We start from the raw sequence: 23,863 nt of genomic DNA on the forward strand, positions 1-23,863 counted from the left end.
TGTTAGCAAAACTGTACAAGTTCATTTAAAAATCAGTGGGATGTTTTTCGTAATTTTGTAAAAATTTTGCTATAAAAATAAATGATCAGCATTACCGATAAAACCCTACAAGACTTAGAATTTACAACCGTTCTCGAAACCGTTTCCGAACTTTGCATAACGGAGTTGGGCAAAGAAAAAGCACTCAACATTTCCCCAGTCAAAAATCCCGAAACGTTGATGAATATGTTGTGGCAAACGTCAGAATATACTTCGTCTTTTTCCAATAATAACGCGTTACCCAATCATGGTTTTGAAAACATTAGTAACGAAATAAAATTTCTCGCCATTGAAGATAGTTTTCTCGACGCATTGGCCTTCCGAAAAATTGCCACCGTTTCCGAAACGGTAAATACTTTATTGCTTTTTCTAAAAAAATTCAACGATTACTACCCAAAATTGAGCGAAAAAGCTTCGGAAATTGAATTGACCAAAACCATCATTCAAAAAATTGACGAGGTAATCGACAAATATGGCGAGATTAAAGACAATGCTTCACCATCGCTTTCGGAAATTAGAAAAAATATCAATTTAGTTCGTGCCAAAATCAACCAAAGTTTCGGAATGGCTTTGTCGCAGTACGCAAATTTGGGTTATTTGGATGACATTCGCGAAAGCATTTTTGAAAATCGTAGGGTTTTGGCGGTTTTAGCTATGTATAGGCGGAAAGTAAAAGGAACCATTTTAGGGAATTCTAAAACGGGAAGCATTTCCTACATTGAACCCGAAGCTACATTGCGCTTTTCTCGTGAACTCAACAATTTACAATTTGAAGAGAAAGAAGAAATTACCAAGATTCTTAGAAAACTTTCAAACGAAATTCGACCTTTTGTATCGCTTCTTAAAATTTACCAAGATTTTTTGAGCGATGTGGATGTGATTGCTGCCAAAGCGAAATATGCCAATAAAATCAATGGAATTCTGCCAAATATTACTAAAGAAAAAAGGATGTTTTTTAGGGAAGCCTACCATCCTATTTTATATTTGAACAACAAGAAAAAAAATGCAGTAACTTTTCCGCAAACTGTTGAACTTACCAATGAAAACAGAATCATTGTAATTTCCGGACCTAATGCTGGGGGAAAAACAATTTCTTTAAAAACAGTTGGGTTGCTACAATTAATGCTGCAGTGTGGGATGTTAATTCCGGTTCATGAAAGAAGTGAAACTTTTTTATTTGATAGGATTTTAACGGATATTGGCGACAATCAATCCATTGAAAATCATTTAAGTACATACAGTTATCGGTTAAAAAACATGAACTATTTTTTGAAAAAGTGTAACGCCAAAACGCTTTTTTTAATAGATGAATTTGGAACGGGTTCTGATCCCGAATTAGGTGGTGCTTTGGCAGAAACTTTTTTAGAAGAATTTTACCACAGAGAAGCTTTCGGAATTATTACAACGCATTATTCTAATTTAAAAATTTTGGCAAATGAATTGCCTCACGCTTCAAACGCCAATATGCTTTTCGACGAAAAATCTCTGGAGCCTCTGTATAAATTGATTTTGGGACAAGCCGGAAGTTCTTTTACATTTGAAGTGGCACAGAAAAATGGAATTCCATTTGGGTTAATCAATCGTGCCAAAAAGAAGATTGAAAGTGGAAAAGTTAGATTTGACAAAACCATTGCTAACTTGCAAAAAGAACGTTCTAAACTGGAAAAAACGTCACAAAATTTGAAGGAGGAAGAAATTCGGGCTCGCGAGGAAAGCAAAAAATTGGAGAATATCAACAGTAAAATTCAGGATAAATTAGAGCGTTATCAAGAACTGTATGATGCTAATCAACGATTGGTTTATTTGGGACAAAAGTTAGATGATATTTCTGAAAAATATTATAATAATAAAAACAAAAAGGAACTAATTGGAGAATTTTTAAAGATGGTGGAGATTGAAAATTCAAAAAGAAAAAAAATAACTGCCAAAGAAAAGAAAGTAAAAGAAGCCGAAAAACGAGAAATTGTAAAAGAAGTAGCACAGAAAGTGGAGGAAATTCGCGTAGAGAAAAAGGAAAAAAAACTTAAAGCAATTAAGGAAGAAGCGGCAAAACCAAAGGTGGTCCTGAAGGTTGGCGACCGAGTGAGAATGCTCGATGGAAAATCGATTGGTACGATTGATAAAATTGAAAAGAAAAAAGCCGTAGTAAATTACGGAATTTTTACCTCTAAAGTTGATTTGGATGCGCTGGAATATGTTCAGCCAAAATAATGATTATGGAAAAATTACCTGCAGGAAAGAAAATAATTTTGTTTGATGGTGTTTGCAATTTGTGCGACAACACGGTTCAATTTATCATTAAACACGATAAAAATGATGTGTTTCGCTTTACCGCACTACAATCAGAAATGGGACAAGAAATTGTAAATTATTTAAAAATCGATACTTCAAAAACCGATTCAATTATTCTATACGAACCTGGAATTGCTTATTATTACAAAGCCGAAGCCGCTTTAAAAATTGCTTCAAACTTATCCGGAATTTATTCCTTTCTAAATATTTTAAACGTTTTTCCTAATTTTTTAAAAAATAGCGTTTATGATTATATTGCCAAAAATCGCTATAAATGGTACGGCAAAAAATCCGAATGCATGATTCCAACACCAGAGCTCAAAGCTAAATTTTTGTAGTATAAAAAAACCGGAACTTTCATTCCGGTTTTTAATGTATTCAAAAAGTGAATTAGTTTTTCACGATTTTTTTAGTGATTGTTCCTTGATCTGAAGAAATGTTCATCATGTAAACACCTGCAGAAAGGTCAGAGATATTAATTTGTGCTTCTAAAACATCGCTTAATTGAATATTTTTCACAGTTCTTCCGTTGATATCCATAACAGCAACATTATTTAGCAAAGCATTTTCAGCGTTTGAAATATTGACAATTCCGTTTGAAGGATTTGGAAACACAGACAAAGTATTAGTATTAAATTTATCAGTTGATAAAGAAGTCGCAACTTGAACGTTGTCAATTGTAAATCCAGAACCATAGTTGTCATATGCAAACAAAAGTTGGTCAACTCCAGTTGTAGTTCCCATTGTAGGACCTGTGTGAACTTGGTTTCCGTTAATGTAATACGTCAGGGTAGAAGTTGTGTAATTAAATGAAATTCTAACGTTGTACCATTGATTAGCCGTATAATCTCCTACATCTACAGCTGGAGTTCCTGTACCAGTACGTGCCAATATATTACCTTGATAATTAAACACTAAATAAGCAGCAAAATTTAGGTCAGCTGATTGTAATGCATAAATTACGTGATCAGAATCAACCGCGGACTCTGGATAAATATCAAATCCAATTTCAAAAACGTTTCCTAAGCTAGGAATATTTGGAGACAAAACACCATCGTAATACCCCCATTCTTCGGAATTTGATGTAAACTGAAGCGCATAAGTACCTGATGACGCTCTTAAATTAGAAACTGATAATGTACTAATATCTGAATCCGCGCCAAAAGCCGGAACCCATCCATTTTGATTTTCTATTGGACCAAGGGTAAAACCCTCAGACGCCTCAAACGAAATATTTGTTTGAGCATTTGTAGAAAAAAAAGCGGCTGTAAGAGCCAAAGTAAGTAAAGTTTTTTTCATTATTTAAAATTTTAATTATTCAGTTTGCAAAGTACAACTTTTCAAATGGTCATAAAATTTTGACAAGTTAAAAAAAACCTAATAAAATCTTAATAAAAAAAAAGCCGAAGTTTTACAACTTCGGCTTTAAGATTAACTTAGAAAAAACCTTTTTAATTTTTCACAATTTTTTTCGTAACTGTTCCTTGGTCTGAAGAAATGTTCATCATGTAAACACCTGCAGAAAGGTCAGAGATATTAATTTGTGCTTCTGAAACATTATTCAATGAAACGTTTTTCACGGTTCTACCATTAATATCCATAACTGCGATATTACTCAATAATACATCTGCCGAGTTAGAGATATTAATGATTCCATTAGATGGGTTAGGATGCACTGTTAAAGTATTTGAAGTAAATTTTTCATTACTTAAATTTAGTGTTACAGCAAAATCATCTACTGCTAAAAGATACATATCCGCAGCAGATACACAGTTGAAACCAACGTTGTAACTTCCAGTAGTTGGAGCGGTAAAACTAGCAGTTGCTTGAGTCCATGTAGTTGTAGTAATACTTGTATTACTAAATAATTCAGTGGTTTGAGCAGCTACAGTAGCGTCATTACCAATTTTTACAATTAGACCTTCTGGATACGTTGCACTTGCCACTCTGTACTTGAAAGCAATGTCATAAGTTACACCAGCGTTCATTGAAATTCTTCTTGAGAATAACCAAGCGTTTGCAGGAGCTGCAGCATTATATTGGTAACCCGCATAATTATTTCCCTCTGCAGCTGTTGGTATAACTCCCGCAGCCGATGCAGCAAATAGCCCCCAATTGTTTCCTGCTCCAGCGTTAAATAGAGTCCATCCTCCATCTACTTCAAATCCGTATGCGTAAGGAACAGCTGCTGGTGCAAATGTTGTTGAAAAAGTAGTAGCAGCTGTCCATGCTGAAACGTCAGTTGCGTTACATCTTGAACGAACATAAGCGTAATAAACAGTACCTGCCATTAAACCGGTAGCTTCAGCGGTATAAACTGTTGCACCAACAGATCCTGTTGCAGGAGTTGCTGAAGTTGGAGGAGTTGCTGAAGACGTCACATAATATTCGTATCCTACACCTGGAGCAGTAGTAGCAGCTACCCAGTTTAAAGTTCCAGTAGTTTCTGTTGAAGCAGAGATTGAAACTGTTCCTGGTCTAACACATGATACTATTTTAGCCAAACGTGTTTCAGGACGAAAATTTGAAGCTGCAACAGTTGTTGGAGCGGCTGTATCATTGATTGCTCCTTTTAAACCACCAACTAGCGTATTTAAACACAAAGCAGTGCTGGGAGTTGTTGCTAATGCACCTGTAGCATTTGATTGGTCAAATGCGATATACAAACCACCACCAGTATATGTAAATGGAGACCCTCCTGTAAATGGAATATCGAAGGTACCAACTGCAGCAGGAATATTAATTGTACTATTATGTACAGTTGTCATTCCTGTAATTGCTGTTGCCCAAGTTGTACTCTTTAAGTTGGTTGCATCAGCAGTGTTTTGCATGTAAACAGTAAAAGACGCGGAAGTTGCGGGAGCTTGCGCTACCGAATAATTAAATCCAATTCCTTGAATTACATCGCCAGTAACAAATCCAGCGGCAGCCATTTCCGCAGCAGTAACAATCCAAATGCTTCTAGCATATCTCGTAGCTCCTTGAGGTGCACGACCATTTTGAGACGTAGAGCCATTATTTGCAACTGGCGTCCCGTAATCAATTTGAGCCGATGCAATTGTGCTAAGACTCAAACATAACAAAAGTAAAATTTTCTTCATATTTTTTTTAAGTTTAGATTTAATATGCGAATATATAAATTATCGCAATCCAAAAAACAGTATTGATAACTTTTTTTTTAAATTATTGATAAATCCGCAAGCACCAAAGCAGCCATGGCTTCAACAATAGGAACAGCTCTTGGCACAACACACGGATCGTGCCTGCCTTTCCCTTGCATTTCAACCATACTTCCTTGCTTATCTATAGTTTCTTGCTTACGCAAAATTGTTGCAACTGGTTTGAAAGCTACACGAAAATAAATATCCATACCGTTTGAAATGCCGCCTTGAATACCGCCAGAAAGATTGGTTTTTGTTGTTCCGTCTTCGTTATATAAATCGTTGTGTTCGCTACCTTTCATTCGTGCGCCACAAAATCCGCTTCCGTATTCAAATCCTTTAACCGCATTTATCGAAAGCATTGCTTTTCCTAATTCGGCATGGAGTTTGTCAAAAACGGGTTCACCCAAGCCAATTGGCACATTTTGAATCACACAAGTTATCGTCCCCCCCACTGTATCACCGTCTTTTTTAATTTCTTTGATATACTGAATCATTTTTTCGGCAGTATTTGCATCTGGACATCTAACAGGATTGCTCTCTATCTTTGAAAAATCTAATGCCTGATAAGGTTTGTCAATAAAAATTTCTCCGACCGATGATACAAAAGCTGTAATTTTTATTTCTGAAATTATTTGTCTCGCGATGGCACCACCTACTACTCTGCAAGCTGTTTCTCGCGCAGAACTTCTTCCTCCACCTCTATAATCTCTTATTCCATATTTTTTTTCGTAAACGAAATCTGCGTGGCTTGGCCTGAAAACATTTTTGATATGATCATAATCGGCAGACTTTTGGTCTTCATTCTTGATGATAAAGCCAATTGGCATTCCGGTGGTTTTTCCTTCAAAAATTCCTGACAAAAATTGTACTTCGTCTTCTTCTTTTCGTTGTGTAACGATTGAAGATTGTCCCGGTTTTCTTCTGGATAATTGGTATTGAATTGCTTCAAAATCTAATTGGATTCCAGGTGGACATCCATCTAAAATACCGCCGATTGCTTCTCCGTGGGATTCTCCGAAAGTGGTTAATATTAATTTTTTTCCAAAACTATTTCCTGCCATTTTTATTTTCTTTACTGAACAAATTTAATTAATATCGGGCTAAATCTTGTTACTTTTTTAACTATTACAAAATTTCAGGTTAATATGGGATGCTTTATTTTGAAAAACTTTAAAATAACTTCCAATTGAAAAAAAGAACGGTTGAATTAGTAGTATTGTCCGATGTCCATTTGGGTACTTTTGGATGTCATGCCAAAGAGTTGTATTCTTATCTTTCATCTATCAAACCTAAGATTTTGGTCTTAAATGGCGACATTATTGATATTTGGCAATTTCGGAAATCATATTTCCCAAAATCACATTTAAAGGTAATTCGAAAAATTCTCGACTTAACTTCCAAAGGAACCCAAGTATATTACATTACTGGAAATCACGATGAGATGCTGAGAAAATTTGCCGACTCAAAAATTGGTAATTTCACCATCTGTAATAAGTTAATTTTAGAATTGAACGGAAAAAAAGCATGGTTTTTTCATGGAGATGTTTTTGATTCTTCCGTGAATCACGCCAAGTGGATAGCGAAATTAGGCGGAATTGGTTATGATTACCTCATTTTACTAAACAGATTTATCAATTGGTTTTTAAAACAACTAGGAAAAGAGCCTTATTCCTTTTCTAAAAAAATTAAAGCAAGCGTTAAAAAAGCCGTTAAATTCATTGGTGATTTTGAAAATGCAGCAATTGAATTAGCTATTGAAAACCAATACGACTATGTCATTTGCGGACATATTCATGAACCAAAAATCTTAAAGCATAGTAATAAAAAAGGGGAAACGTTATACTTAAATTCCGGAGATTGGATAGAGAATTTAACCGCTCTTGAATACAATAAAAAAAGATGGAAATTATATTTTCATAAAATGACTGAGATTTTCCATGAAGAGGATTTTCATGAAATGGAAACCATTTTAGCAAATAATCATACTGAGCTAATTTTGCCAAAATAAAAATACTCGTTAATTGTTAGAATATTCTTAAAAATTTGAGTCTTACCGCATTTTTCTGTAACTTAGATTTAACTCTAAATTAAAAAATGTATGAAAAAATTATTTTTCTCAGCACTAATGTTGGCCGGATTGGCTTTCGGTGCTCAGGCTCAAGAAATTCCAAAAAACGCATTAGGTTTACGTTTAGGTGACAATGATGGTTTTGGAGGAGAACTTTCTTACCAACGTGGATTGGGAGACAACAATCGTTTAGAAGTTGACCTTGGCTGGCGTAATAGTAACCATGTAGATGCTATCAAATTAACCGGGTTATACCAATGGGTTTGGAATATAGACGGTGGTTTTAACTGGTATGCCGGTGTTGGTGGAGGTGTTGGTTCTTGGAGCGTTGACCACAACGATAGAGATGACAGTGGCGCTTTCGCATTTGTAGCTGGAGATATTGGTATCGAATATCAATTTGACATTCCATTAATGTTATCGTTAGATTTTAGACCCGAATTATACTTTGCTGATGATTTTCGCGACGATAACTTTGGTCCAGATATCGCATTAGGTATCAGATTTAAATTTTAAAAAAAAAAAAGAAAATGAAGCGCTTCCTGAATTTAGGAAGCGTTTTTTTATTCTACAAATTTGATTGCTTTCGTCGAACTAATTTTCGCAATCACATAAGGATTTGTCAATGCCATCGTTACAATTTCTCCGTCTTTCGGCAAAATTTTCTCAACTGTAATCAATAAAATTTCATTTTTTTCTTCAACTGATTTTATATTGATGGAATGTCCGCCGGTATTTTTTTGTCCCAAAAATAATGCAACCACTTGTTCCTTTTTAAAATCAACCTCAAGATTACCGTCCAAGTTAATTTTTTGAAGTAATTCAGTAAAATCAGTGGAGTTATTAATTACTTCAAAAGATTTTTGCTCCAAACCTCCATATTCGGATTTCGCTAAAACTGTCACCAACTCTTTACTGGATTTTTGAAATGCTTCGCTCGATTTTTTTTGCGAACTGTTACAACTCAAAAGTGCAACTGCCGTGATTGCTGTAATTATATTTTTCATAAATAAACTTTTTTCTTGAGTGCTTTTTCGTAAATAGCTTCGTACAAGGGAAGAATATTGGCGATGTCAAATTTCTTAGCAATATTCATGGCGTTCTCTTTAAATTTCGAAAGTGATTCATCGGAATTTAATATTTTGATGCCGTTTTGAGCCATTTCTTCCACATTCCCCACATCGCTTAAATATCCTGAAACGCCATTTTCATTCACTTCCGGCAATCCTCCCGAATTAGTAGAAATTACCGGAACGCCTGAAGCCATTGCCTCTAAAGCTGCCAATCCAAAACTTTCCGTTTCCGAAGGAAGTAAAAATAAATCGGTGTAGCATAAAATAGTATCAATGTCGTTACTGTTACCAAAAAAAATCACTTTGTCCGAAATTCCTAATTCCTCACACAATTGTTCGGCAACTTCTTTTTCAGGTCCTTCGCCAACCATCATTAATTTAGCCGGTATAGATTTTTGAATCAAATTAAAAATTTTCACTACATCCGGAATACGTTTTACCTTCCTAAAATTACTAATATGCGTGATAATTCTTTCACCGTTTGGCGCCATCAAGGCTCGTTGACATGGAACATTCTGGTTAATTTTATTTTTGTTGAGTTCAATAAAATTTGGAATTACTTCAATATCTTTTTTGACCTCGAAAAGGTTGTAGGTCTCTTCTTTCAAACTCTGTGAAACCGAAGTAACCACATCGGATTTATTGATGCTAAAAGTTACGGCCGGCTTGTAAAACGGATGACTTCCCACTAAAGTAATATCGGTTCCGTGTAAAGTAGTGACCATAGGTATTTTTATTCCTTCGTGTTTCAGCATTTGTTTTGCCATATAACCTGCATACGCATGTGGAATGGCATAATGTACGTGTAAAAGTTCAATTTTGTGCAATTTTACCATATCAACTAATTTGCTCGAAAGTGCTAATTCATAAGGTTGAAAATGAAAAAGTGGATATTCTGGAACTGCCACTTCGTGGTAATGTAAATTAGGGTTTAATAATGCCAATCGTACTGGTTGACTGTAAGTTATAAAATGAATTTCGTGTCCTTTTTTGGCCAATTCCAGCCCTAATTCTGTGGCAACAACTCCACTTCCTCCAAAGGTTGGATAGCATACAATTGCAATTTTCATGTTTTGTAAAATAATAGACTACTAAGGTACGTAATTTTTACGAAGACGCGGATAAATGTAAAAATAAAGAAGCGATTACAATGACTAACCGCTTCTATAAAATTGTAACAATTATTAATGTTTTTCGATGTTGACATGATTGTGTAAATCATCTAAATCGTCCAGTTGATAAACTGTTTTAAAACCTTTGAGCGTTACTTTAATATTTTCGTCCGAAGCTTTTATGGAAGCAAATTCCTGTATTAAATCAAGTACATCATGAGCAATATATTCCGTATCAGAAGCGTCAATAATTACAGTAGAATTTTCAGGGATTTCCATCAAAGTAGATTTGATTGCGGCTTTGTTTAAAAACGAAACTTCTTGCGCTAAGCTGATGTGAATGATATCGCCTTCGGCAAATTTTTCTCGTTTGAAATGATAGGCTCGTTTTAAATTTCCGCGTAAAATAAAAATAATACTAATTACAATTCCTAATACCACACCTTTAAGCAAATCCGTGAATACAACGGCAATGGTAGTGGCAATAAACGGAAAATAAAGGTATTGGTTTCTGGTAATCATTTTTAAAAAGTCAACATTTCGATACATTTTAAAAATAATGAAGGCTACAATGCAAACAGTAAATGCTATCATCAATATTTTGAAATATAAATGATTAGAATTTTGAAAAACAATTATGGTAACAATGATTGAAACAATTAGAAAATTAAGCGCTTTTGGCATTAAATCGACAAAGTGTTTAATATTTGGCACTGCCAGCTTGTAACCTACCATTAACAAAACTGCCGCTAATGTTGCCAATGGAATTTTATTTAATAAAACCGGAATCGATAAAACGCAAAACAGCAACAAAAATCCATGAATAATTGTTGACATTTTCGATTTTGCGCCAGCATTAGCATTTGCCGAAGAGCGAACCACTACGGAAGTCATGGGCAAACCGCCAATTAATGCGCTTAAGATATTTCCAATTCCTTGGGCTTTCAACTCAACATTTGTATTTGTATATCTTTTTTGCAAATCCATTCTGTCCGAAGCTTCAATGCAAAGTAATGTTTCAATTGAAGCCACCGTGGTAATAACTGCGGCAAAAACCCAAACCTGAGGATTGACAATTGCTTTAAAGTCAGGGAAAATCAAACTTGAAGAAAAATCGTCAACGGATTTCGGTACCGGAAGATTGACCAAATGTTCTTCTGAAATGACGAGATTACTTCCAGTAGTTTTAAAAATTTCGTTTAAAATAATTCCCAAAATAACGGCTACTAATGCTCCAGGAATAACTTTTATTTTCTTTAAAAAACGAACTTTTTCCCAACAAATTAAAACTACCAAAGCACTTAACGCAATCATAATCGCTCCAAAATGAAGGTGATTTAATGCGCTAAAAAGTGATTCAATTGTGTTTCCAGTTTTTTCAACGAAAGCTTCATCACCTTCAAAATCTTTGTCGTAACCCACGGCATGTGGAATTTGTTTTAAAATAATAATAATTCCAATTCCTGCCAACATGCCTTCAATAACATTATTTGGAAAGTAATTTGAAATGCTTCCCGCTTTGATAAAACCCAAAATAAGCTGAAAAATTCCGGCTAAAACGACTGCCAATAAAAAAACTTCAAAGAATTTTAAAGTACTAATCGCATCTAAAACAATAGCGGTTAAGCCAGCCGCCGGACCTGAAACGCTAATGTGAGATTTACTTAACATTCCTACGATAATTCCACCAAAAATTCCCGCAATAATGCCGGATAACGGTGGTGCTCCGGATGCCAATGCAATTCCTAAACACAATGGCAAAGCCACTAAAAATACAACCAAACCTGATGAAAAATCAGATTTTAAATTACCAAAAAGACTGGTTTTTTTTGTCATAACCAAAAAATAACGTTTGAATACAAAATTTTAAGCGATTGCGAATTTGCGCCACTTTCTTAAATAAGGTATCAAACGGTTTCAGGAGGAGGAGCATAAACCGGAAGAATTGGTTTTTTGATAATAAAATAAGGATTAAAATAATGCAATTTATTGGATTGGGAATCCAAGTTAAAAGTATTTGATTGTTGCAATTGCTGAAAATCTCTTGAACTTATATGCTGTATTGTAATTTCTTCTTCTTCATTACTATTATTTAAAGAAATGGTTTTTACCTCCTTGTCAATAGCACAAACGAGTGTTGGCGTTGCCAAAAAAAACATAAATTCGATTAGAAAAAAAAGAGAGGCTTTCATGCGACTAAATTATAAAAAAATAGCAATCACATCATTTTTTCACAATTTTTTTTAACTTATAAAAAAAGTGCTGTGAAATTTTTAAAATTTTACAGCACTTCGTACGAAATATCAATTAGCAATAGGGAAATTATATTTTTTCTTCAAGCCATGCTTTCATCATCCAGATTGTTTTTTCTTGCTCTTTTATAAAATCGCTCATCATAGAATTCGTTCCTTCATCGCTAATCTCATCAGACTTATTGAGGATTTCACGCTCAATTTTTAATAATTCTGAAAGTGAGTTTACAACTAAATTTACCGCTTCATCATCTTTTGAAATATCTTTACCTACCTTTAAGCTGTTATGTTTTAAATAATCTTCAAAAGTATGCAAAGGTTTTCCACCAACGGTTAAAATTCGTTCTGCAATTTCATCAATTTTAAGTTGAGCATCATTATATAATTCTTCAAATTTAACATGAAGCTCAAAAAATCTTTTACCCCGAATGTTCCAGTGTATTCCTCTTAAATTTTGATAATAAACTTGAAAATTTGACAATAATCCGTTGAGGTCGTTAGCAATGTTTTCGGCGTCTTTAGATGGTAATCCTAAAATATTTGTTTTCATTTTTTTTTATTTTAATAATGAGTTATTCTATAAATTTACAAAAATTCAAATGTTTATCACAATAAGTATTGTTTATAAATTTCTATATTTGCATCAAATAATTTTATAGAAATGACTATTACTCAATTATATTATGTTTTGGCAGTAGCCGAAAATAAAAATTTTACGCTTGCCGCTGAAAAATGTTTTGTAACGCAACCCACGTTGAGTATGCAAATTCAGAAACTTGAAGAAGAGCTGGGAATTTTAATTTTCGATAGGACAAAAAAACCAATTCAACTTACAGAAATTGGACAGAAAATTGTAATGCAAGCTAAAAACATTGTCAATGAATCTTACCGAATTCAAGATATCGTGGACCAACAAAAAGGATTTGTAGGTGGCGAATTTAAATTAGGAATTATTCCTACAATTACGCCAACTTTATTGCCGATGTTTTTGAAAAATTTCATCAATAAATATCCGAAAATCAAACTGATTATTGAGGAACATAGCACTGAAGAAATTTTAACGAGACTCAAAAACGGTCATTTAGATGCAGCAATTGCGGCAACGCCTTTGGAAGATGATAAAATCAAAGAAATCGTACTTTATTATGAACCATTTGTTGCTTATTTTCCTGAAAACCATACAATTAATCATAAAAAAGAAATTAACCCAACCGACCTTGAAGGCGAGAATATTTTGCTTTTGCAAGATGGTCATTGTTTTAGAGATGGTATTTTAAATTTATGCAAAACGGCTTCAAATCAAGAAAATAATGCTTTTCAACTCGAAAGTGGAAGTTTTGAAACGCTTATAAAATTAGCCGATGAAGGCTTAGGAATTACACTTCTCCCCTATTTACATACTTTAAATTTAAGCGAAAAAAATCAGCAGAAATTAAAGTCTTTTCAAGATCCAAAACCTTCAAGAGAAGTAAGTTTAATTTTCCCGAAAAGCGAATTGAAAATGCACATCATTGACGCTTTACGACAAGTTATTGCTGGTGTTGTGAAAGGGGCTATTGTTTTTCAAAATGTAGAAATTATTAGTCCTTTGCCAAAACAAAAATAAAAAAAAAGGAGCCCTCTTGGGCTCCTAAATATTTATCGGTTAATGATTACCAGACAGTGCTTTAACTCTGGTTTTTCGTTGGTATAGCTTAAAAGCCATTCCCATAATTGCTCCACTTCGTAAGGCAACATCGTTTTGACTGCTTTTTCTAATTCTTTGCAAAACAACAAAGGATCGAAACTTACTTTTTCCAAAATTGACTTGGTAAATGCAAACATTTGTCGTGCCATGAATGTAATTTATTTTTTAGGTTTAAGTTGAATGTTTTGGTTAAAAGAACTTATTGTAAATTTAGTAAAAAAGTAAATTAGTTTCGTTTAAAAAAAGTTAACTAAATCTAAAAATTTAAACATTTAACATTATAAAAAAAATTTTACCTTTTATAAGCTCTTAACATTTCTCTTTTTCCAGGTGGTCCGGCTAATTTTTCTACCATAAATCCGCTGGATTTCATAGCTGTAATGATTGGAGTTCTGCAAGCGTATGTGACTAAAATTCCGTTATTTTTTAATGCTAAAAACATTTGTTCAAAAATGGCTTCATTCCATAATTCCGGTTGAACATTGTAGCCAAAAGCGTCAAAGTAAATTAAATCAAACTGTGATTGAAAATCAATTTCCTGAAATTTTATTTTCTTTTTTTCAAATGAAAAATGGTTGCCTAAATTTATTTTCTCATTCCATAAACAAGTGTGCATTTCTAAAAAAATTTCGGCAAATTCGCCAGCATTCAAAGCATGGGAATATTTCATTTGCATGGCATCTTCAGGAGTTATTGGAAAAGCTTCAATTCCCACATAATTAATTTTTTGTGCAGACTTTATAGTTTCTAAAAAAGTGATAAAGGCATTCAAGCCAGTTCCAAAACCAATTTCTAAAATTGATATAGGCTTCCCTTGTAAGATAGAAAGCCCATTTTTAATGAATACATGTTTCGCTTCCTGGATTGCTCCATGACGCGAATGATAGGTTTCATCCAAATCTGGCATATAAATCGTTTGGGACCCATCTGCCGTTTGAATGATTTCTCTTTTCATTAAATATTAAACTTTAGAAGTGTTTTTCTTTGAATAACGTATCCAAATAGACATACGAGAAACATTTGAATTATAACAAAATAAATTGGATCAATCAAATAGGAACCTGCATTTAATTCTTTAGAAGCCATTATATCAAATGCCGTGACATAGGTCAATACGGCAACAAAAAAGATAATTGACACCAATAAAATGGTATTTGCAATCGCATTAGAAAATTTGTCAATGACACTTTTTAAACTATATATGATGAAAAATGTAAGTGTACCTACGAAAAAAAACATAAAAAATTTAGGCAGTAAAATTTCTTTTTCCTTGACATTAATCGTCACCGTGCCGTTCACGAAATCCTGAAGTCCAAATTGGGAGCTAAAAAATATAATTAAAGCTAGCAGAATGACCGCAATCCATACAATTTCAAGAGCGTTATTTCGTTTTTTAGCAATTTTAATGTCTTTTTTCATTATTGATTTTATTCTATATATAATTTTTTAATTCTCGGTATAGGTCCTGTACATTTTACTTCGTGACAACTTACGCAAGCTGATATGGCGCTGTTAAAATGTAATTTTGCGTTTTTAGGATCTTTATAAATTTTTTCTTGTGCGTCAATAAAAATAGCGGCTTGTTTTTTAAAAAAAGCGTCGTTCTCACTCTCATCGGTCATGCTTCGTTCGTGTATTTCTAGAAAATGTTGCGGAAACTGACCTATCGTATCACCTTTCGAAATTTGATTTTTAAGCCTTTGGTTATCAACATACATCTGCTCCATTAAAGCTGCCATTTCTGACATTTCATACATTTCAAAACCCGAAGAAACCGTGTCTTTAACCGCAGTTTTTTCCTGTGCAGGATTTTTTTTTGTAGCATCATTTTTATTACATGAAAGTACGAAAAAAGTACCAGCTAAGAAAGCTAAAACAAAGTTAAACTTCATATTATTTGCTTATTAAAACACCATCTGCTAAAAACGCATAAGTGAATTTTGGTTGGGTAATTTTATCAATTTCTGCTTGAGATTTACCGCCGTCTTTTGCGTAATGTTTTAATTCTGCCACAGTAGTCTCGGTAAGAAATGCTTTTCCGCTTACAATTGCTTCATGATTACCTTCGTCTGCATTGAGAGGTACAAAAAATCCGTAATCTTTAAAACGCACAAATGATTCATTTGCTGCCGGAAGTTCTAATTTCATCCAGCAGCCTTTTTTCTTACATACTGACTTTATTTTAGACTTAAATTTAATGGATACGGTATCGCCAGATTTTAGCGATTTATATTTGTCAATCATTTGTTGCGATGTCAACGCTTTTTCTTTTGAAATTTTATTTCCAAAAGAAGCATAGTCAACTTTAAGATCATTGGAAGCGGTTACTTTTAATTCTGTAGCATCTTCTTCTTTCTCATTTTTTAATTCAGTTGAAGCATGATCTTTTACCCAAACAACTGTATCAGTTTCAGTCCTTGATATAGTGTCATTTACACTTTCTATCTTTTCTTCTGGCGAATTTGCTTCTTTATTTTTATCAGCGCAAGCGAAAAATGAAGCTAGAGCTACCGCAAAAAACAATGTCTTTTTCATAAATATTGACTATTTAAATGTGTATATAGTTGCAAAAATAGTAGAATTCTCTAGAAACCGATTATAACTGCAATATTTTTTTGGAAAATCTATAAAACTTGTTGACGAGAAAATTATAAATTAAGAGAAAATTATTGCTAGCTAAATAATTCTTTGCAACTATCTTTTGGATTTTAATGAAACGTAACATTTTTTACTAATTTAGCAAAATGTTATCCAGTTATTGTGTTTTGCCAGCAAAAAAGTCTAACCAATTAATTGATAACACTTTAAGAAAACTCATTATAACGAATGACTGATCATACTCCTTTCGAAATCGATATAGTTAAGGCAAAAAGTAGTAAAATTGATACTGTAGATTTTGAAAACCTCGCTTTTGGAAATATTTTCACTGATCACATGTTAGTTTGCGATTTTAAAGATGGAAACTGGCAAAATCCTGTGATTAAACCTTACGAACCGTTTTTAATCGATCCTTCTTCTAAAGTTTTTCATTACGGTCAAGCTATTTTCGAAGGAATGAAAGCTTACAAAGATGAATATGATGATGTTTGGCTTTTTCGTCCGGATGAAAATTTTAAAAGATTCAATGCTTCTGCAACAAGAATGGCAATGCCAGAAGTTCCCGAAAATGTTTTTATCAATGGTTTAAAAAAACTATTAAACATTGAAAAAAATTGGGTAAAAAAAGGTTTGGGAAACAGTTTGTACATCCGTCCATTTATGATAGCAACTGGAACTGGTGTTGTTGCAGCTCCATCCAATAATTATCGTTTCATGATTATTTTATCGCCGGCAAAATCATATTATTCTGGTGAAGTAAAAGTAGTTATTGCCGAACATTATAGTCGTGCCGCAAATGGCGGAATTGGTGCTACAAAAGCCGCCGGAAATTATTCTGCTCAATTTTATCCCACCAAGTTAGCCAATGATCAAGGTTTTCAACAAATTATATGGACTGACGATGCCACGCATACAAAACTGGAGGAAGCCGGAACGATGAATGTTTTTTTTAGAATTAACGATACACTTTTCACAGCGCCAACAAGTGAAAGGATTTTAGATGGCGTTACCCGAAAAAGTATAATTACTCTAGCTGAACATTTGGGAATCAAAGTAGAAGTACGCTCGGTTTTGGTTTCGGAATTAATTGAAGCTGCTAAAAATGGCACTTTAAAGGAAATTTTTGGAGCAGGAACGGCAGCGGTCATCAACCCCATTGTGGGTTTTTCGTACAAAAATGAATACCACGAATTACCAAAACTGGAGCAATCAATGGCATTACAATTGAAACAAAAGCTAACCAACATTCAATATAAAAATGATGAAGACATTTTTAATTGGACGGTGAAGATATAAGATTTAGGATTTTAGATTTAGGATATAAAATTTTGCCAGAGATTAAGGATTAAAAAGATTTTTCCAGTCTTTAAAGTCTTATAATCTGTGGCATTTATTTTTAAACACAATTTTTTTTGTGAGAGATTTTTCTATCTTAAAATTATAGAAATCACGTAAACTCTGAAAAAAGATTTTACTTCAAAATAACTGAAAAGTCAGGTTTAAAATAATTTGGACCTTTGATAACCTTGCCGTCTTCGCGATAGATTGGTTTTCCGTCTTCACCTAATTTACTCATGTTGCTGCGTTGAATTTCATCAAAAACGGCTTCAATTTTGTGTTGCAAACCGTGTTCGATAATTGTTCCGCACAAAATGTAAAGCATGTCTCCCAAAGCGTCGGCAATTTCTACAATATCATTATTTTGAACGGCTTCCAAGTATTCTTCATTTTCTTCTTTCATTAAATTATAACGAAGTAAGTTTTTTCTTTCGCCTAAACTTCCCATCGGAAATTCGCTGGAACCTAAGCCAAAAGTGTCGTGAAATTCTTTAACTGCGTTAAGTTGCTTTTGCATAAATTATCAATTTTAATAATGTGCAAAATAGTTATCTTTAGATTACAATTGATTAATTTTGCAAAAAAAATACCATGTTTACCTCCGGACAACTCGTTTTTGCTGCTTTTTTTGTTGTAGCTTTTGTAATCGCAATGATTTATGCTTACCGAAAAGATTTAAAATTACATCAGGTTTTTTACAAAAAAAGCTATTTAGTTTTGTTAGGATTTCTAGTTTTTATCGGACTTCTTTTTGTGATAAAAGTTTATTTGAAGCACTGATTTTATTGGATAAAAAAAACGCCCCAATTAAATCGAGGCGTTTGAATTGAAATTAAAAATTAATTTTCTGTTGGTAAAAAACCATAATTTTTGGAGTAATAAAGCATTTGCTCTGCAAAAGTTTTTGGCTGTTGAATTTCAAAAGAAACAATCTCGCCGTTTTTGTCCGTTTTTGGAACAATCACCGGATTTACAAATCCGCTGTAAGGCGCTGATTTAAACTTTTTGTTTCGTTCGAGAACTTCTTTATGGATTTTTTGATCCACTTTTACACCATAATTTTCCACCAAAGCCTTTGCTGCTGCAAAATCACCTTCGGATTTGATGCGTTGGGTTTCTTTCAACAATTCCCCAAAAAGTTGGTGTAATTTTTCGTAATTGGTCACATTAAAATATGTTTTTCCATTACGGATTACTTTCTCAATCACATTGTCTTTTTTTCCTTTTTCAAAAACCCAAGCACTAACCCATTGACGGTTTCTCATGTGTGCCTCTTCGATATTTGCTCCAGGTTCCAAACGAATTAATTGTGTCATCAAACCATTTCGGATGTAACCGTCGTAAGCCGTCATCCCGATTTTTTTCCAATCATCCACCAAACCTAATTCTTGCAATTTTGGATTGTACAAATAATATAATCCCACTAAATCTGCTCTTCCCTCTTCCAAAGTTGAAGCATAACTTTTCAAGGTTTCTTTAGGCGTTCCAACTCCAGGATTAATTTGCCCGGAAGCATGGCCAATTACCTCGTGCAAAGCCGTATGTAATTTGTCAGAAAGTTCGCCATATTTTTCCTGCAATTTAATTTCTTCCTCATCGTGGGCAAATTCTTTCAAACGATCTGAACCACCCGAATTATTGTAAGCTTCCACAATATTTCCTAAAGAAACGGACTTTGAACCATGTTCTGCTCGAATCCAATCGGCATTTGGCAAATTCACACCAATTGGCGTACTTGGTGAAGAATCTCCTGATTCTCCTGCAACAACTACCACTTTGTAAGATACGCCAACTACATTTTTCTTTTTATGTTCAGGCATTAAAGTAGAATTATCTTCAAACCATTGTGCATTTTTAGAGATAACCGCCATTTTTTCGGACATGTCAAAATCTTTAATTTGCACCACAGATTCGTACGAACCTCTATAACCTAACGGATCATTGTAAACTTCCACAAAACCGTTGATGTAATCGATGTTACCTTCGGTAGCTTCTGTCCAAGCGATGTTATAATCATCCCAAATTTTTAAATCTCCGGTTTTATAGTATTGAATTAACAATCCAATTGCATCACCTTGTTTTTTATTTTCAGCAACGGATTGTGCTTTTTCGAGCCAAAAAATAATTTTGTCGATTGCAGCACCGTACATTCCGCCACTTTTCCACACTTTTTCTTCAATTTGCCCGGAAGCATTTTTCACCAATTTAGAATTTAATCCGAAAGAAACCGGACGAGCCGGATCAGCACTTTTTTTAGTTTTGTAGAATGCTTCGGCTTCGGCATCTGTAATTCCATCTTCGTAAAAATTCACGGCAGAACCGGCAAGTAAACCTTTGGATTCATCCAAATTTACCTTTTTTGCATCTTTGTCATTGAACAAAATTTCCACGATTTCGGGTGATAAGGTAGTTTTAGTTTCGGAAAGCAAAGTATTAAAATACGCTTTTGAAAACGCAGGTTTAATTTTATCCGAAGAATAATGATGGTGGATTCCGTTAGAAAACCAAACACGTTTTAAGTAGGTTTCAAAATTTTTCCAATCTTCAGTATTTTTATCGCCTTCGTAATTTTGGTAAATACTTTCTAAGGCTTTTCTTATTGATAAATTGTGTTTGTAATTTTGGTCCCAATGAATATCGCGACCTGCCATCCCGGCTTGTGTAAGATAATACACCAATTTTTGTTCCTTAAGGGTTAATTTTTCCCAACCCGGAATTTGATATCGTAAAACTTTTATATCCGCAAATTGCTCTACTTCATACTCAAATTCGTTTGAGTTTGAGCCAACAACTCCCGCTTCATCATTATTTTTTCCGCAAGAAGACAGCAAAGCTCCAGCCAAAAAAACAGCGGCGAAATTTCGTAAATTCATGTTATTTATTTAATTTTTTAAAAAGTTAGAAAGCAAATATAGGATTTTTGATTTGAACGCAAAATTGTTCAAAACCACAATTCTTGCCCTAAATTTTGTACTTTTGTAACACAAAACACTTTTTCATTTATGCGAATTTTAAAATATTTGTTGCTTTTAATTCTATTGTTGGTCATTGGTGCGGTGGTTTTTGTGGCCACTCAAAAAAATGAATTTGAAGTGAAACAATCAGCCGTAATACATGTCAAAAAAAATGTGGTTTTCAGCTACGTAAATGACTTGAGAAACTGGGAAGAATTTGGCGTTTGGAAAGATGATGATCGTTCCATGCAATTTATTTTTGGCGATACAACTATTGGAAAAGGGGCAAAATATTCTTGGAAAAGTTCGGCAAATGATGGTGAAACCATAACGGTTTTTGAAAAGGAAAATGACAGTATTGCCCAAAAAAGTATTATTTCGGGTGAAAAAGTGCAAACTTATTTTACGTTTAAAGATACCGTTGGTGGAACTAAAGTGACTTGGTATTCTAAAGGAAAGTTAACTTTTAAAGCAAAAGTTTTAGCGTTACTTGATGGTGGTGCCGAGAAAATGATTGGTTCGGTTTACCAACGATCGCTAAAAAAATTGGACAAAATTATTACCCACGAGATTAACACTTATAATATTAAGGTTAATGGCGTGGTTCAAAAAACGGGTGGCTGGTATTTCCAACAAAAAATTACTTGTAAAATTGATGAAACACAAAAAAACATTAGTTTGATTACAGCAAAAATGATGTTGTTTTTTAAGGAAAACCAAATTAAATTAACGGGAAGTCCATTTGTAATTTATCATGAAGTCAATCGTACCGAAAACACAAACACCATTTCGGTATGTTTGCCCATGCCCGATGAAATTTACACCGCTCCGGGAAGTGATTATTTTAGCGGAAATTTAGCGCCTTATCAAGCCGTGAAAACCACTTTGTATGGAGATTATTCACACTTGGCGGAAGCCAAAATGGAAACCATTAACCACATTAGAAAAAATAATTTACAGCAAAATTTAGCCTTTCCAATAATTGAAGTGTATAAAAAATCAGCTTCGGAAATAAAAAGCCCGTCAAAATGGGAAACCGAAATTTTTGTAGCTACCGGTAATCAACCAGCTCAAAATCAAACCGTTGTAAAACCTACACCAAAACCTCAACCCGTAGTTGTTCCAGCACCAATGGTAACTACTCCAACTGAATAATTTTTGCAAATAAAATTTTAAATTAAACCAAATCGATTAACTTTAGTCCAATAAGAAAAAAAGAGTTGGTTAACGAGAAAGATTTTATCGCAAAATTGATGCATCCGGAAACGCGGGAAACTGCATTTGCGCAACTCGTTCGTGATTACCAAAAACCACTTTATTATCACGTTAGAAACATCGTTTTGAACCATGATGATGCTGACGATGTCATTCAAAACACGTTTATAAAAGTTTTTCGACACTTGCCAAATTTTAAAGGTGATAGTAAACTTTTTTCGTGGATTTATCGCATTGCCACCAATGAAGCCATTGATTTTATTTCGGCGAAAGCCAAACGAAACGGCATTTCTAACGGTGAATATTTAGAGAAAGAAATTGAAAAATTACCAGCTGATATTTATTTTGAAGGTGATGAAATTGCTTTAAAACTTCAGAAAGCCATTACCAAACTTCCAGAGAAACAGCAACTGGTTTTTAAAATGAAATATTTTGAAGAATTAAAATACGAGGAAATGTCCGAAATTTTAGGTACTTCGGTTGGAGCATTGAAAGCTTCTTATCACCATGCCGTGAAAAAAATTGAAGAATTTTTGTTAACCCATTAAACCATTTTACCAAAAAATAGTCTTACCAATATGAAAATTGATTTAGAAAAAGACCCCAAAATTAAAGGCGGATTTTCCGTTCCTGACGATTACTTTTTGTCGTTAGAACGGCGCATTTTGGAACAAATTGACGGGCAAAAAGAGGTTCCGGTAATTTCATTTTTTCAAAAAAATAAAGCCAAAATTTTTGCCGTTGCCGCATCGCTTACCGCTGTTGCTTTGGCATTAACAGTTACATTTCAACAATTGGCTAATCCAGAAATTACTGATGTTACCATCGAAAATTATTTAGCCGAACAAAGCAATTTGAGCCAATACGAAATCATCGAACAGTTAAATGACGCTGATATTTATGCGTTAGAAAATGAACTTTTGGCAATAGATGAATCTTCAGCAGAAAATTACCTTGCTGAAAGCAATTATATCGAAAATTATTTATCCGAATAAAATTATGAAAAATTATATTACGTTTATATTGTTGATGTTAAACATAGTTTCTTTTGGGCAAAATGACAGCAAAAGAGAACAAATTAAGTCGTTAAAAACTGCTTTCATCACATCAGAATTATCGCTTACGTCTGATGAGTCGTCAAAATTTTGGCCTATTTACAATGCTTACGACAATGAGCAATTCGAACTTCGGCACAAAAAAATGCGACCTTTAGGAAAAAAATTGGCAAATGCTGACCAGCTTTCGGAAAAAGAAGCGCAAAATTTATTGAGCGAAATGCAGCAAATTGACGACGATTTGTACCAAAATAGAAAAAAATTGATGACAAATTTGAGGAATGTGATTAGCCCGCTAAAAATTTTAAAATTAAAAAAAGCAGAAGATGACTTTAACAGGAAACTGCTTCGTCAATATAAAAAGAAAGATTAAAAAAGAAACCCGTTTCAAAGTTGAAACGGGTTTCTTTTTTTTTAGCGGATTTCTACAATTGTTTCTCGACCAATTCTCGATTTTGGCCTAACATTAGGTTGGTTTGAATCATCATTATCTCTAGCTCCTAAAGCCACAGCTACTAAAGGCTGATAACCTTCTAAACCTAAAATTTGTTTGTATTTTTCGGGTTCAATCCCTTCCATTGGCGTAGAATCAATTTCCATGTTTGCGGTAGCACTTAATAATATTCCCAATGCAATGTAAACTTGACGCGACATCCAGATTTTAGCGTGTTCTTCGCCTAAAGGCTTGATAAAAGTTTTATAATAATTTAAAGCGCCTTCTGGTAAATTTTCGGCAACTTGTTTTTCGAATAGTTCTAAATCATCGATAACATTTAAGACTACCAAATGGCTTCCCTGATTGATTTTTTCTTTATTGAACATGGAAGCTTCGGCTAATGCTGCTTTTAAATTTTCATCGGAAATAATCACAAATTTCCAAGGTTGGCTGTTGATTGAAGATGGAGTTAAAAGCAGGATTTCTGCCAATTGATCAATTTTTTCAGAGGGTATCTTCTTGGTTGCGTCATATTTTTTTGTGGTATATCGCAACTGCATTGATTGTAAAAAAGTCATTT

26 protein-coding genes are annotated in these 23,863 nt (G+C 33.8%); 10 read left to right on the forward strand and 16 right to left on the reverse strand.

The annotated features are described in order from the left end of the window. Window positions 1–81: 81 nt before the first annotated feature. Together GV828_RS03120 and GV828_RS03125 are read left to right on the forward strand one after the other, a co-directional pair. Entirely contained in the window at window positions 82–2,250 is a 2,169-nt protein-coding gene (locus tag GV828_RS03120) for an endonuclease MutS2 (RefSeq protein WP_166536016.1), read from the forward strand. A 5-nt stretch (window positions 2,251–2,255) separates the two neighbouring features. Beyond that, on the forward strand, window positions 2,256–2,669 hold the full coding sequence (locus GV828_RS03125) for a thiol-disulfide oxidoreductase DCC family protein (protein ID WP_166536017.1): 414 nt from the start codon (window positions 2,256–2,258) through the stop codon (window positions 2,667–2,669). Between the two features lie 52 nt (window positions 2,670–2,721). Here the strand turns inward: GV828_RS03125 and GV828_RS03130 are convergent, their stop codons facing one another. From GV828_RS03130 to aroC, 3 genes are all read right to left on the reverse strand, one after another. Next, window positions 2,722–3,630, reverse strand: coding sequence for a T9SS type A sorting domain-containing protein (locus GV828_RS03130; RefSeq protein ID WP_166536018.1), 909 nt, complete (start codon window positions 3,628–3,630; stop codon window positions 2,722–2,724). Window positions 3,631–3,782: 152 nt separating this feature from the next. Further along, window positions 3,783–5,432, reverse strand: coding sequence for a T9SS-dependent choice-of-anchor J family protein (locus tag GV828_RS03135; RefSeq protein WP_166536019.1), 1,650 nt, complete (start codon window positions 5,430–5,432; stop codon window positions 3,783–3,785). Between the two features lie 77 nt (window positions 5,433–5,509). After that, complete coding sequence (aroC, locus tag GV828_RS03140) at window positions 5,510–6,556, reverse strand: chorismate synthase (protein WP_166536020.1); 1,047 nt, start codon at window positions 6,554–6,556, stop codon at window positions 5,510–5,512. 125 nt (window positions 6,557–6,681) lie between these two features. Between aroC and GV828_RS03145 the strand changes: the two genes are divergently transcribed. Beyond that, window positions 6,682–7,503, forward strand: a complete 822-nt coding sequence (locus GV828_RS03145; protein WP_166536021.1) for a UDP-2,3-diacylglucosamine diphosphatase — start codon at window positions 6,682–6,684, stop codon at window positions 7,501–7,503. Between the two features lie 90 nt (window positions 7,504–7,593). After that, window positions 7,594–8,079 (forward strand): hypothetical protein, encoded by a 486-nt coding sequence (locus GV828_RS03150; RefSeq protein ID WP_166536022.1) that lies wholly within the window; start codon window positions 7,594–7,596, stop codon window positions 8,077–8,079. Window positions 8,080–8,126: 47 nt separating this feature from the next. On the opposite strand, the gene GV828_RS03155 is transcribed toward GV828_RS03150, so the two are convergent. From GV828_RS03155 to GV828_RS03175, 5 genes are all read right to left on the reverse strand, one after another. After that, window positions 8,127–8,570, reverse strand: coding sequence for a protease complex subunit PrcB family protein (locus tag GV828_RS03155; RefSeq protein ID WP_166536023.1), 444 nt, complete (start codon window positions 8,568–8,570; stop codon window positions 8,127–8,129). Further along, the gene (gene bshA / locus GV828_RS03160; RefSeq protein ID WP_166536024.1) at window positions 8,567–9,706 is read right to left on the reverse strand and encodes an N-acetyl-alpha-D-glucosaminyl L-malate synthase BshA; all 1,140 of its coding nucleotides are present in this window, start codon (window positions 9,704–9,706) and stop codon (window positions 8,567–8,569) included. Before bshA ends, GV828_RS03155 begins: the two co-directional genes overlap by 4 nt. 114 nt (window positions 9,707–9,820) lie before the next feature. Beyond that, entirely contained in the window at window positions 9,821–11,584 is a 1,764-nt protein-coding gene (locus GV828_RS03165) for a SulP family inorganic anion transporter (RefSeq protein ID WP_166536025.1), read from the reverse strand. Window positions 11,585–11,655: 71 nt separating this feature from the next. Further along, entirely contained in the window at window positions 11,656–11,940 is a 285-nt protein-coding gene (locus GV828_RS03170; protein ID WP_166536026.1) for a hypothetical protein, read from the reverse strand. A 130-nt stretch (window positions 11,941–12,070) separates the two neighbouring features. Further along, a complete protein-coding gene (locus GV828_RS03175) occupies window positions 12,071–12,550 on the reverse strand; it encodes a Dps family protein (RefSeq protein ID WP_166536027.1) in 480 nt (159 codons plus the stop codon). Between the two features lie 111 nt (window positions 12,551–12,661). Here GV828_RS03175 and GV828_RS03180 point away from each other — a divergent pair, with 111 nt between their 5' ends. Next, complete coding sequence (locus tag GV828_RS03180) at window positions 12,662–13,606, forward strand: LysR substrate-binding domain-containing protein (protein ID WP_166536028.1); 945 nt, start codon at window positions 12,662–12,664, stop codon at window positions 13,604–13,606. Between the two features lie 32 nt (window positions 13,607–13,638). Here the strand turns inward: GV828_RS03180 and GV828_RS03185 are convergent, their stop codons facing one another. From GV828_RS03185 to GV828_RS03205, 5 genes are all read right to left on the reverse strand, one after another. Next, complete coding sequence (locus tag GV828_RS03185; RefSeq protein ID WP_166536029.1) at window positions 13,639–13,836, reverse strand: hypothetical protein; 198 nt, start codon at window positions 13,834–13,836, stop codon at window positions 13,639–13,641. Window positions 13,837–13,979: 143 nt separating this feature from the next. After that, on the reverse strand, window positions 13,980–14,642 hold the full coding sequence (gene mnmD / locus GV828_RS03190; RefSeq protein ID WP_166536030.1) for a tRNA (5-methylaminomethyl-2-thiouridine)(34)-methyltransferase MnmD: 663 nt from the start codon (window positions 14,640–14,642) through the stop codon (window positions 13,980–13,982). Further along, window positions 14,642–15,106, reverse strand: a complete 465-nt coding sequence (locus GV828_RS03195; RefSeq protein ID WP_166536031.1) for a hypothetical protein — start codon at window positions 15,104–15,106, stop codon at window positions 14,642–14,644. Before GV828_RS03195 ends, mnmD begins: the two co-directional genes overlap by 1 nt. Before the next feature lie 8 nt (window positions 15,107–15,114). Beyond that, the gene (locus GV828_RS03200) at window positions 15,115–15,579 is read right to left on the reverse strand and encodes a hypothetical protein (protein ID WP_166536032.1); all 465 of its coding nucleotides are present in this window, start codon (window positions 15,577–15,579) and stop codon (window positions 15,115–15,117) included. 1 nt (window position 15,580) lies between these two features. Next, window positions 15,581–16,222, reverse strand: coding sequence for a DUF4920 domain-containing protein (locus tag GV828_RS03205; RefSeq protein WP_166536033.1), 642 nt, complete (start codon window positions 16,220–16,222; stop codon window positions 15,581–15,583). Window positions 16,223–16,513: 291 nt separating this feature from the next. On the opposite strand from GV828_RS03205, the gene GV828_RS03210 reads away from it, so the two are divergent. Then, complete coding sequence (locus GV828_RS03210) at window positions 16,514–17,581, forward strand: branched-chain amino acid aminotransferase (protein ID WP_166536034.1); 1,068 nt, start codon at window positions 16,514–16,516, stop codon at window positions 17,579–17,581. 175 nt (window positions 17,582–17,756) lie between these two features. Here the strand turns inward: GV828_RS03210 and GV828_RS03215 are convergent, their stop codons facing one another. Both GV828_RS03215 and GV828_RS03220 read right to left on the reverse strand, forming a co-directional pair. Next, window positions 17,757–18,140 carry a pyrophosphohydrolase domain-containing protein gene (locus GV828_RS03215; protein WP_166536035.1) on the reverse strand — a complete coding sequence of 128 codons (384 nt, stop codon included), beginning with the start codon at window positions 18,138–18,140 and terminating at the stop codon, window positions 17,757–17,759. Window positions 18,141–18,462: 322 nt separating this feature from the next. After that, window positions 18,463–20,496, reverse strand: a complete 2,034-nt coding sequence (locus tag GV828_RS03220) for a dipeptidyl-peptidase 3 family protein (protein WP_166536036.1) — start codon at window positions 20,494–20,496, stop codon at window positions 18,463–18,465. Window positions 20,497–20,625: 129 nt separating this feature from the next. On the opposite strand from GV828_RS03220, the gene GV828_RS03225 reads away from it, so the two are divergent. The 4 genes from GV828_RS03225 to GV828_RS03240 all read left to right on the forward strand — a co-directional run bounded on the left by GV828_RS03225 (window position 20,626) and on the right by GV828_RS03240 (window position 23,220). Then, window positions 20,626–21,732, forward strand: a complete 1,107-nt coding sequence (locus GV828_RS03225; RefSeq protein WP_166536037.1) for an SRPBCC family protein — start codon at window positions 20,626–20,628, stop codon at window positions 21,730–21,732. Window positions 21,733–21,797: 65 nt separating this feature from the next. Beyond that, window positions 21,798–22,340, forward strand: coding sequence for an RNA polymerase sigma factor (locus GV828_RS03230; RefSeq protein WP_166536038.1), 543 nt, complete (start codon window positions 21,798–21,800; stop codon window positions 22,338–22,340). 30 nt (window positions 22,341–22,370) lie between these two features. Continuing rightward, complete coding sequence (locus tag GV828_RS03235) at window positions 22,371–22,787, forward strand: hypothetical protein (protein WP_166536039.1); 417 nt, start codon at window positions 22,371–22,373, stop codon at window positions 22,785–22,787. Window positions 22,788–22,791: 4 nt separating this feature from the next. Beyond that, entirely contained in the window at window positions 22,792–23,220 is a 429-nt protein-coding gene (locus tag GV828_RS03240) for a sensor of ECF-type sigma factor (protein ID WP_166536040.1), read from the forward strand. 41 nt (window positions 23,221–23,261) lie between these two features. Here GV828_RS03240 and GV828_RS03245 read toward each other — a convergent pair whose 3' ends face one another. Next, window positions 23,262–23,861 (reverse strand): NAD(P)H-dependent oxidoreductase, encoded by a 600-nt coding sequence (locus GV828_RS03245; RefSeq protein WP_166536041.1) that lies wholly within the window; start codon window positions 23,859–23,861, stop codon window positions 23,262–23,264. Window positions 23,862–23,863: the final 2 nt, after the last annotated feature.

The sequence above is a fragment of the Flavobacterium ichthyis genome, from assembly GCF_009915155.1.
In the GTDB taxonomy this organism is placed as follows: Bacteria; Bacteroidota; Bacteroidia; order Flavobacteriales; family Flavobacteriaceae; genus Flavobacterium; species Flavobacterium ichthyis.

Bases quoted from the DNA above. Each gene is read 5' to 3' on its own strand.
- GV828_RS03240 (WP_166536040.1), top strand. From the start codon at position 22,792: ATGAAAAATTATATTACGTTTATATTGTTGATGTTAAACATAGTTTCT.
- GV828_RS03125 (WP_166536017.1), top strand. From the start codon at position 2,256: ATGGAAAAATTACCTGCAGGAAAGAAAATAATTTTGTTTGATGGTGTT.
- GV828_RS03135 (WP_166536019.1), bottom strand. From the start codon at position 5,432: ATGAAGAAAATTTTACTTTTGTTATGTTTGAGTCTTAGCACAATTGCA.
- GV828_RS03130 (WP_166536018.1), bottom strand. From the start codon at position 3,630: ATGAAAAAAACTTTACTTACTTTGGCTCTTACAGCCGCTTTTTTTTCT.
- GV828_RS03195 (WP_166536031.1), bottom strand. From the start codon at position 15,106: ATGAAAAAAGACATTAAAATTGCTAAAAAACGAAATAACGCTCTTGAA.
- GV828_RS03225 (WP_166536037.1), top strand. From the start codon at position 20,626: ATGCGAATTTTAAAATATTTGTTGCTTTTAATTCTATTGTTGGTCATT.
- GV828_RS03210 (WP_166536034.1), top strand. From the start codon at position 16,514: ATGACTGATCATACTCCTTTCGAAATCGATATAGTTAAGGCAAAAAGT.
- GV828_RS03220 (WP_166536036.1), bottom strand. From the start codon at position 20,496: ATGAATTTACGAAATTTCGCCGCTGTTTTTTTGGCTGGAGCTTTGCTG.
- GV828_RS03175 (WP_166536027.1), bottom strand. From the start codon at position 12,550: ATGAAAACAAATATTTTAGGATTACCATCTAAAGACGCCGAAAACATT.
- GV828_RS03170 (WP_166536026.1), bottom strand. From the start codon at position 11,940: ATGAAAGCCTCTCTTTTTTTTCTAATCGAATTTATGTTTTTTTTGGCA.
- GV828_RS03180 (WP_166536028.1), top strand. From the start codon at position 12,662: ATGACTATTACTCAATTATATTATGTTTTGGCAGTAGCCGAAAATAAA.
- GV828_RS03155 (WP_166536023.1), bottom strand. From the start codon at position 8,570: ATGAAAAATATAATTACAGCAATCACGGCAGTTGCACTTTTGAGTTGT.
- aroC (WP_166536020.1), bottom strand. From the start codon at position 6,556: ATGGCAGGAAATAGTTTTGGAAAAAAATTAATATTAACCACTTTCGGA.
- GV828_RS03235 (WP_166536039.1), top strand. From the start codon at position 22,371: ATGAAAATTGATTTAGAAAAAGACCCCAAAATTAAAGGCGGATTTTCC.
- GV828_RS03215 (WP_166536035.1), bottom strand. From the start codon at position 18,140: ATGCAAAAGCAACTTAACGCAGTTAAAGAATTTCACGACACTTTTGGC.
- GV828_RS03185 (WP_166536029.1), bottom strand. From the start codon at position 13,836: ATGGCACGACAAATGTTTGCATTTACCAAGTCAATTTTGGAAAAAGTA.
- GV828_RS03165 (WP_166536025.1), bottom strand. From the start codon at position 11,584: ATGACAAAAAAAACCAGTCTTTTTGGTAATTTAAAATCTGATTTTTCA.
- GV828_RS03205 (WP_166536033.1), bottom strand. From the start codon at position 16,222: ATGAAAAAGACATTGTTTTTTGCGGTAGCTCTAGCTTCATTTTTCGCT.
- GV828_RS03120 (WP_166536016.1), top strand. From the start codon at position 82: ATGATCAGCATTACCGATAAAACCCTACAAGACTTAGAATTTACAACC.
- bshA (WP_166536024.1), bottom strand. From the start codon at position 9,706: ATGAAAATTGCAATTGTATGCTATCCAACCTTTGGAGGAAGTGGAGTT.
- GV828_RS03150 (WP_166536022.1), top strand. From the start codon at position 7,594: ATGAAAAAATTATTTTTCTCAGCACTAATGTTGGCCGGATTGGCTTTC.
- GV828_RS03200 (WP_166536032.1), bottom strand. From the start codon at position 15,579: ATGAAGTTTAACTTTGTTTTAGCTTTCTTAGCTGGTACTTTTTTCGTA.
- mnmD (WP_166536030.1), bottom strand. From the start codon at position 14,642: ATGAAAAGAGAAATCATTCAAACGGCAGATGGGTCCCAAACGATTTAT.
- GV828_RS03245 (WP_166536041.1), bottom strand. From the start codon at position 23,861: ATGACTTTTTTACAATCAATGCAGTTGCGATATACCACAAAAAAATAT.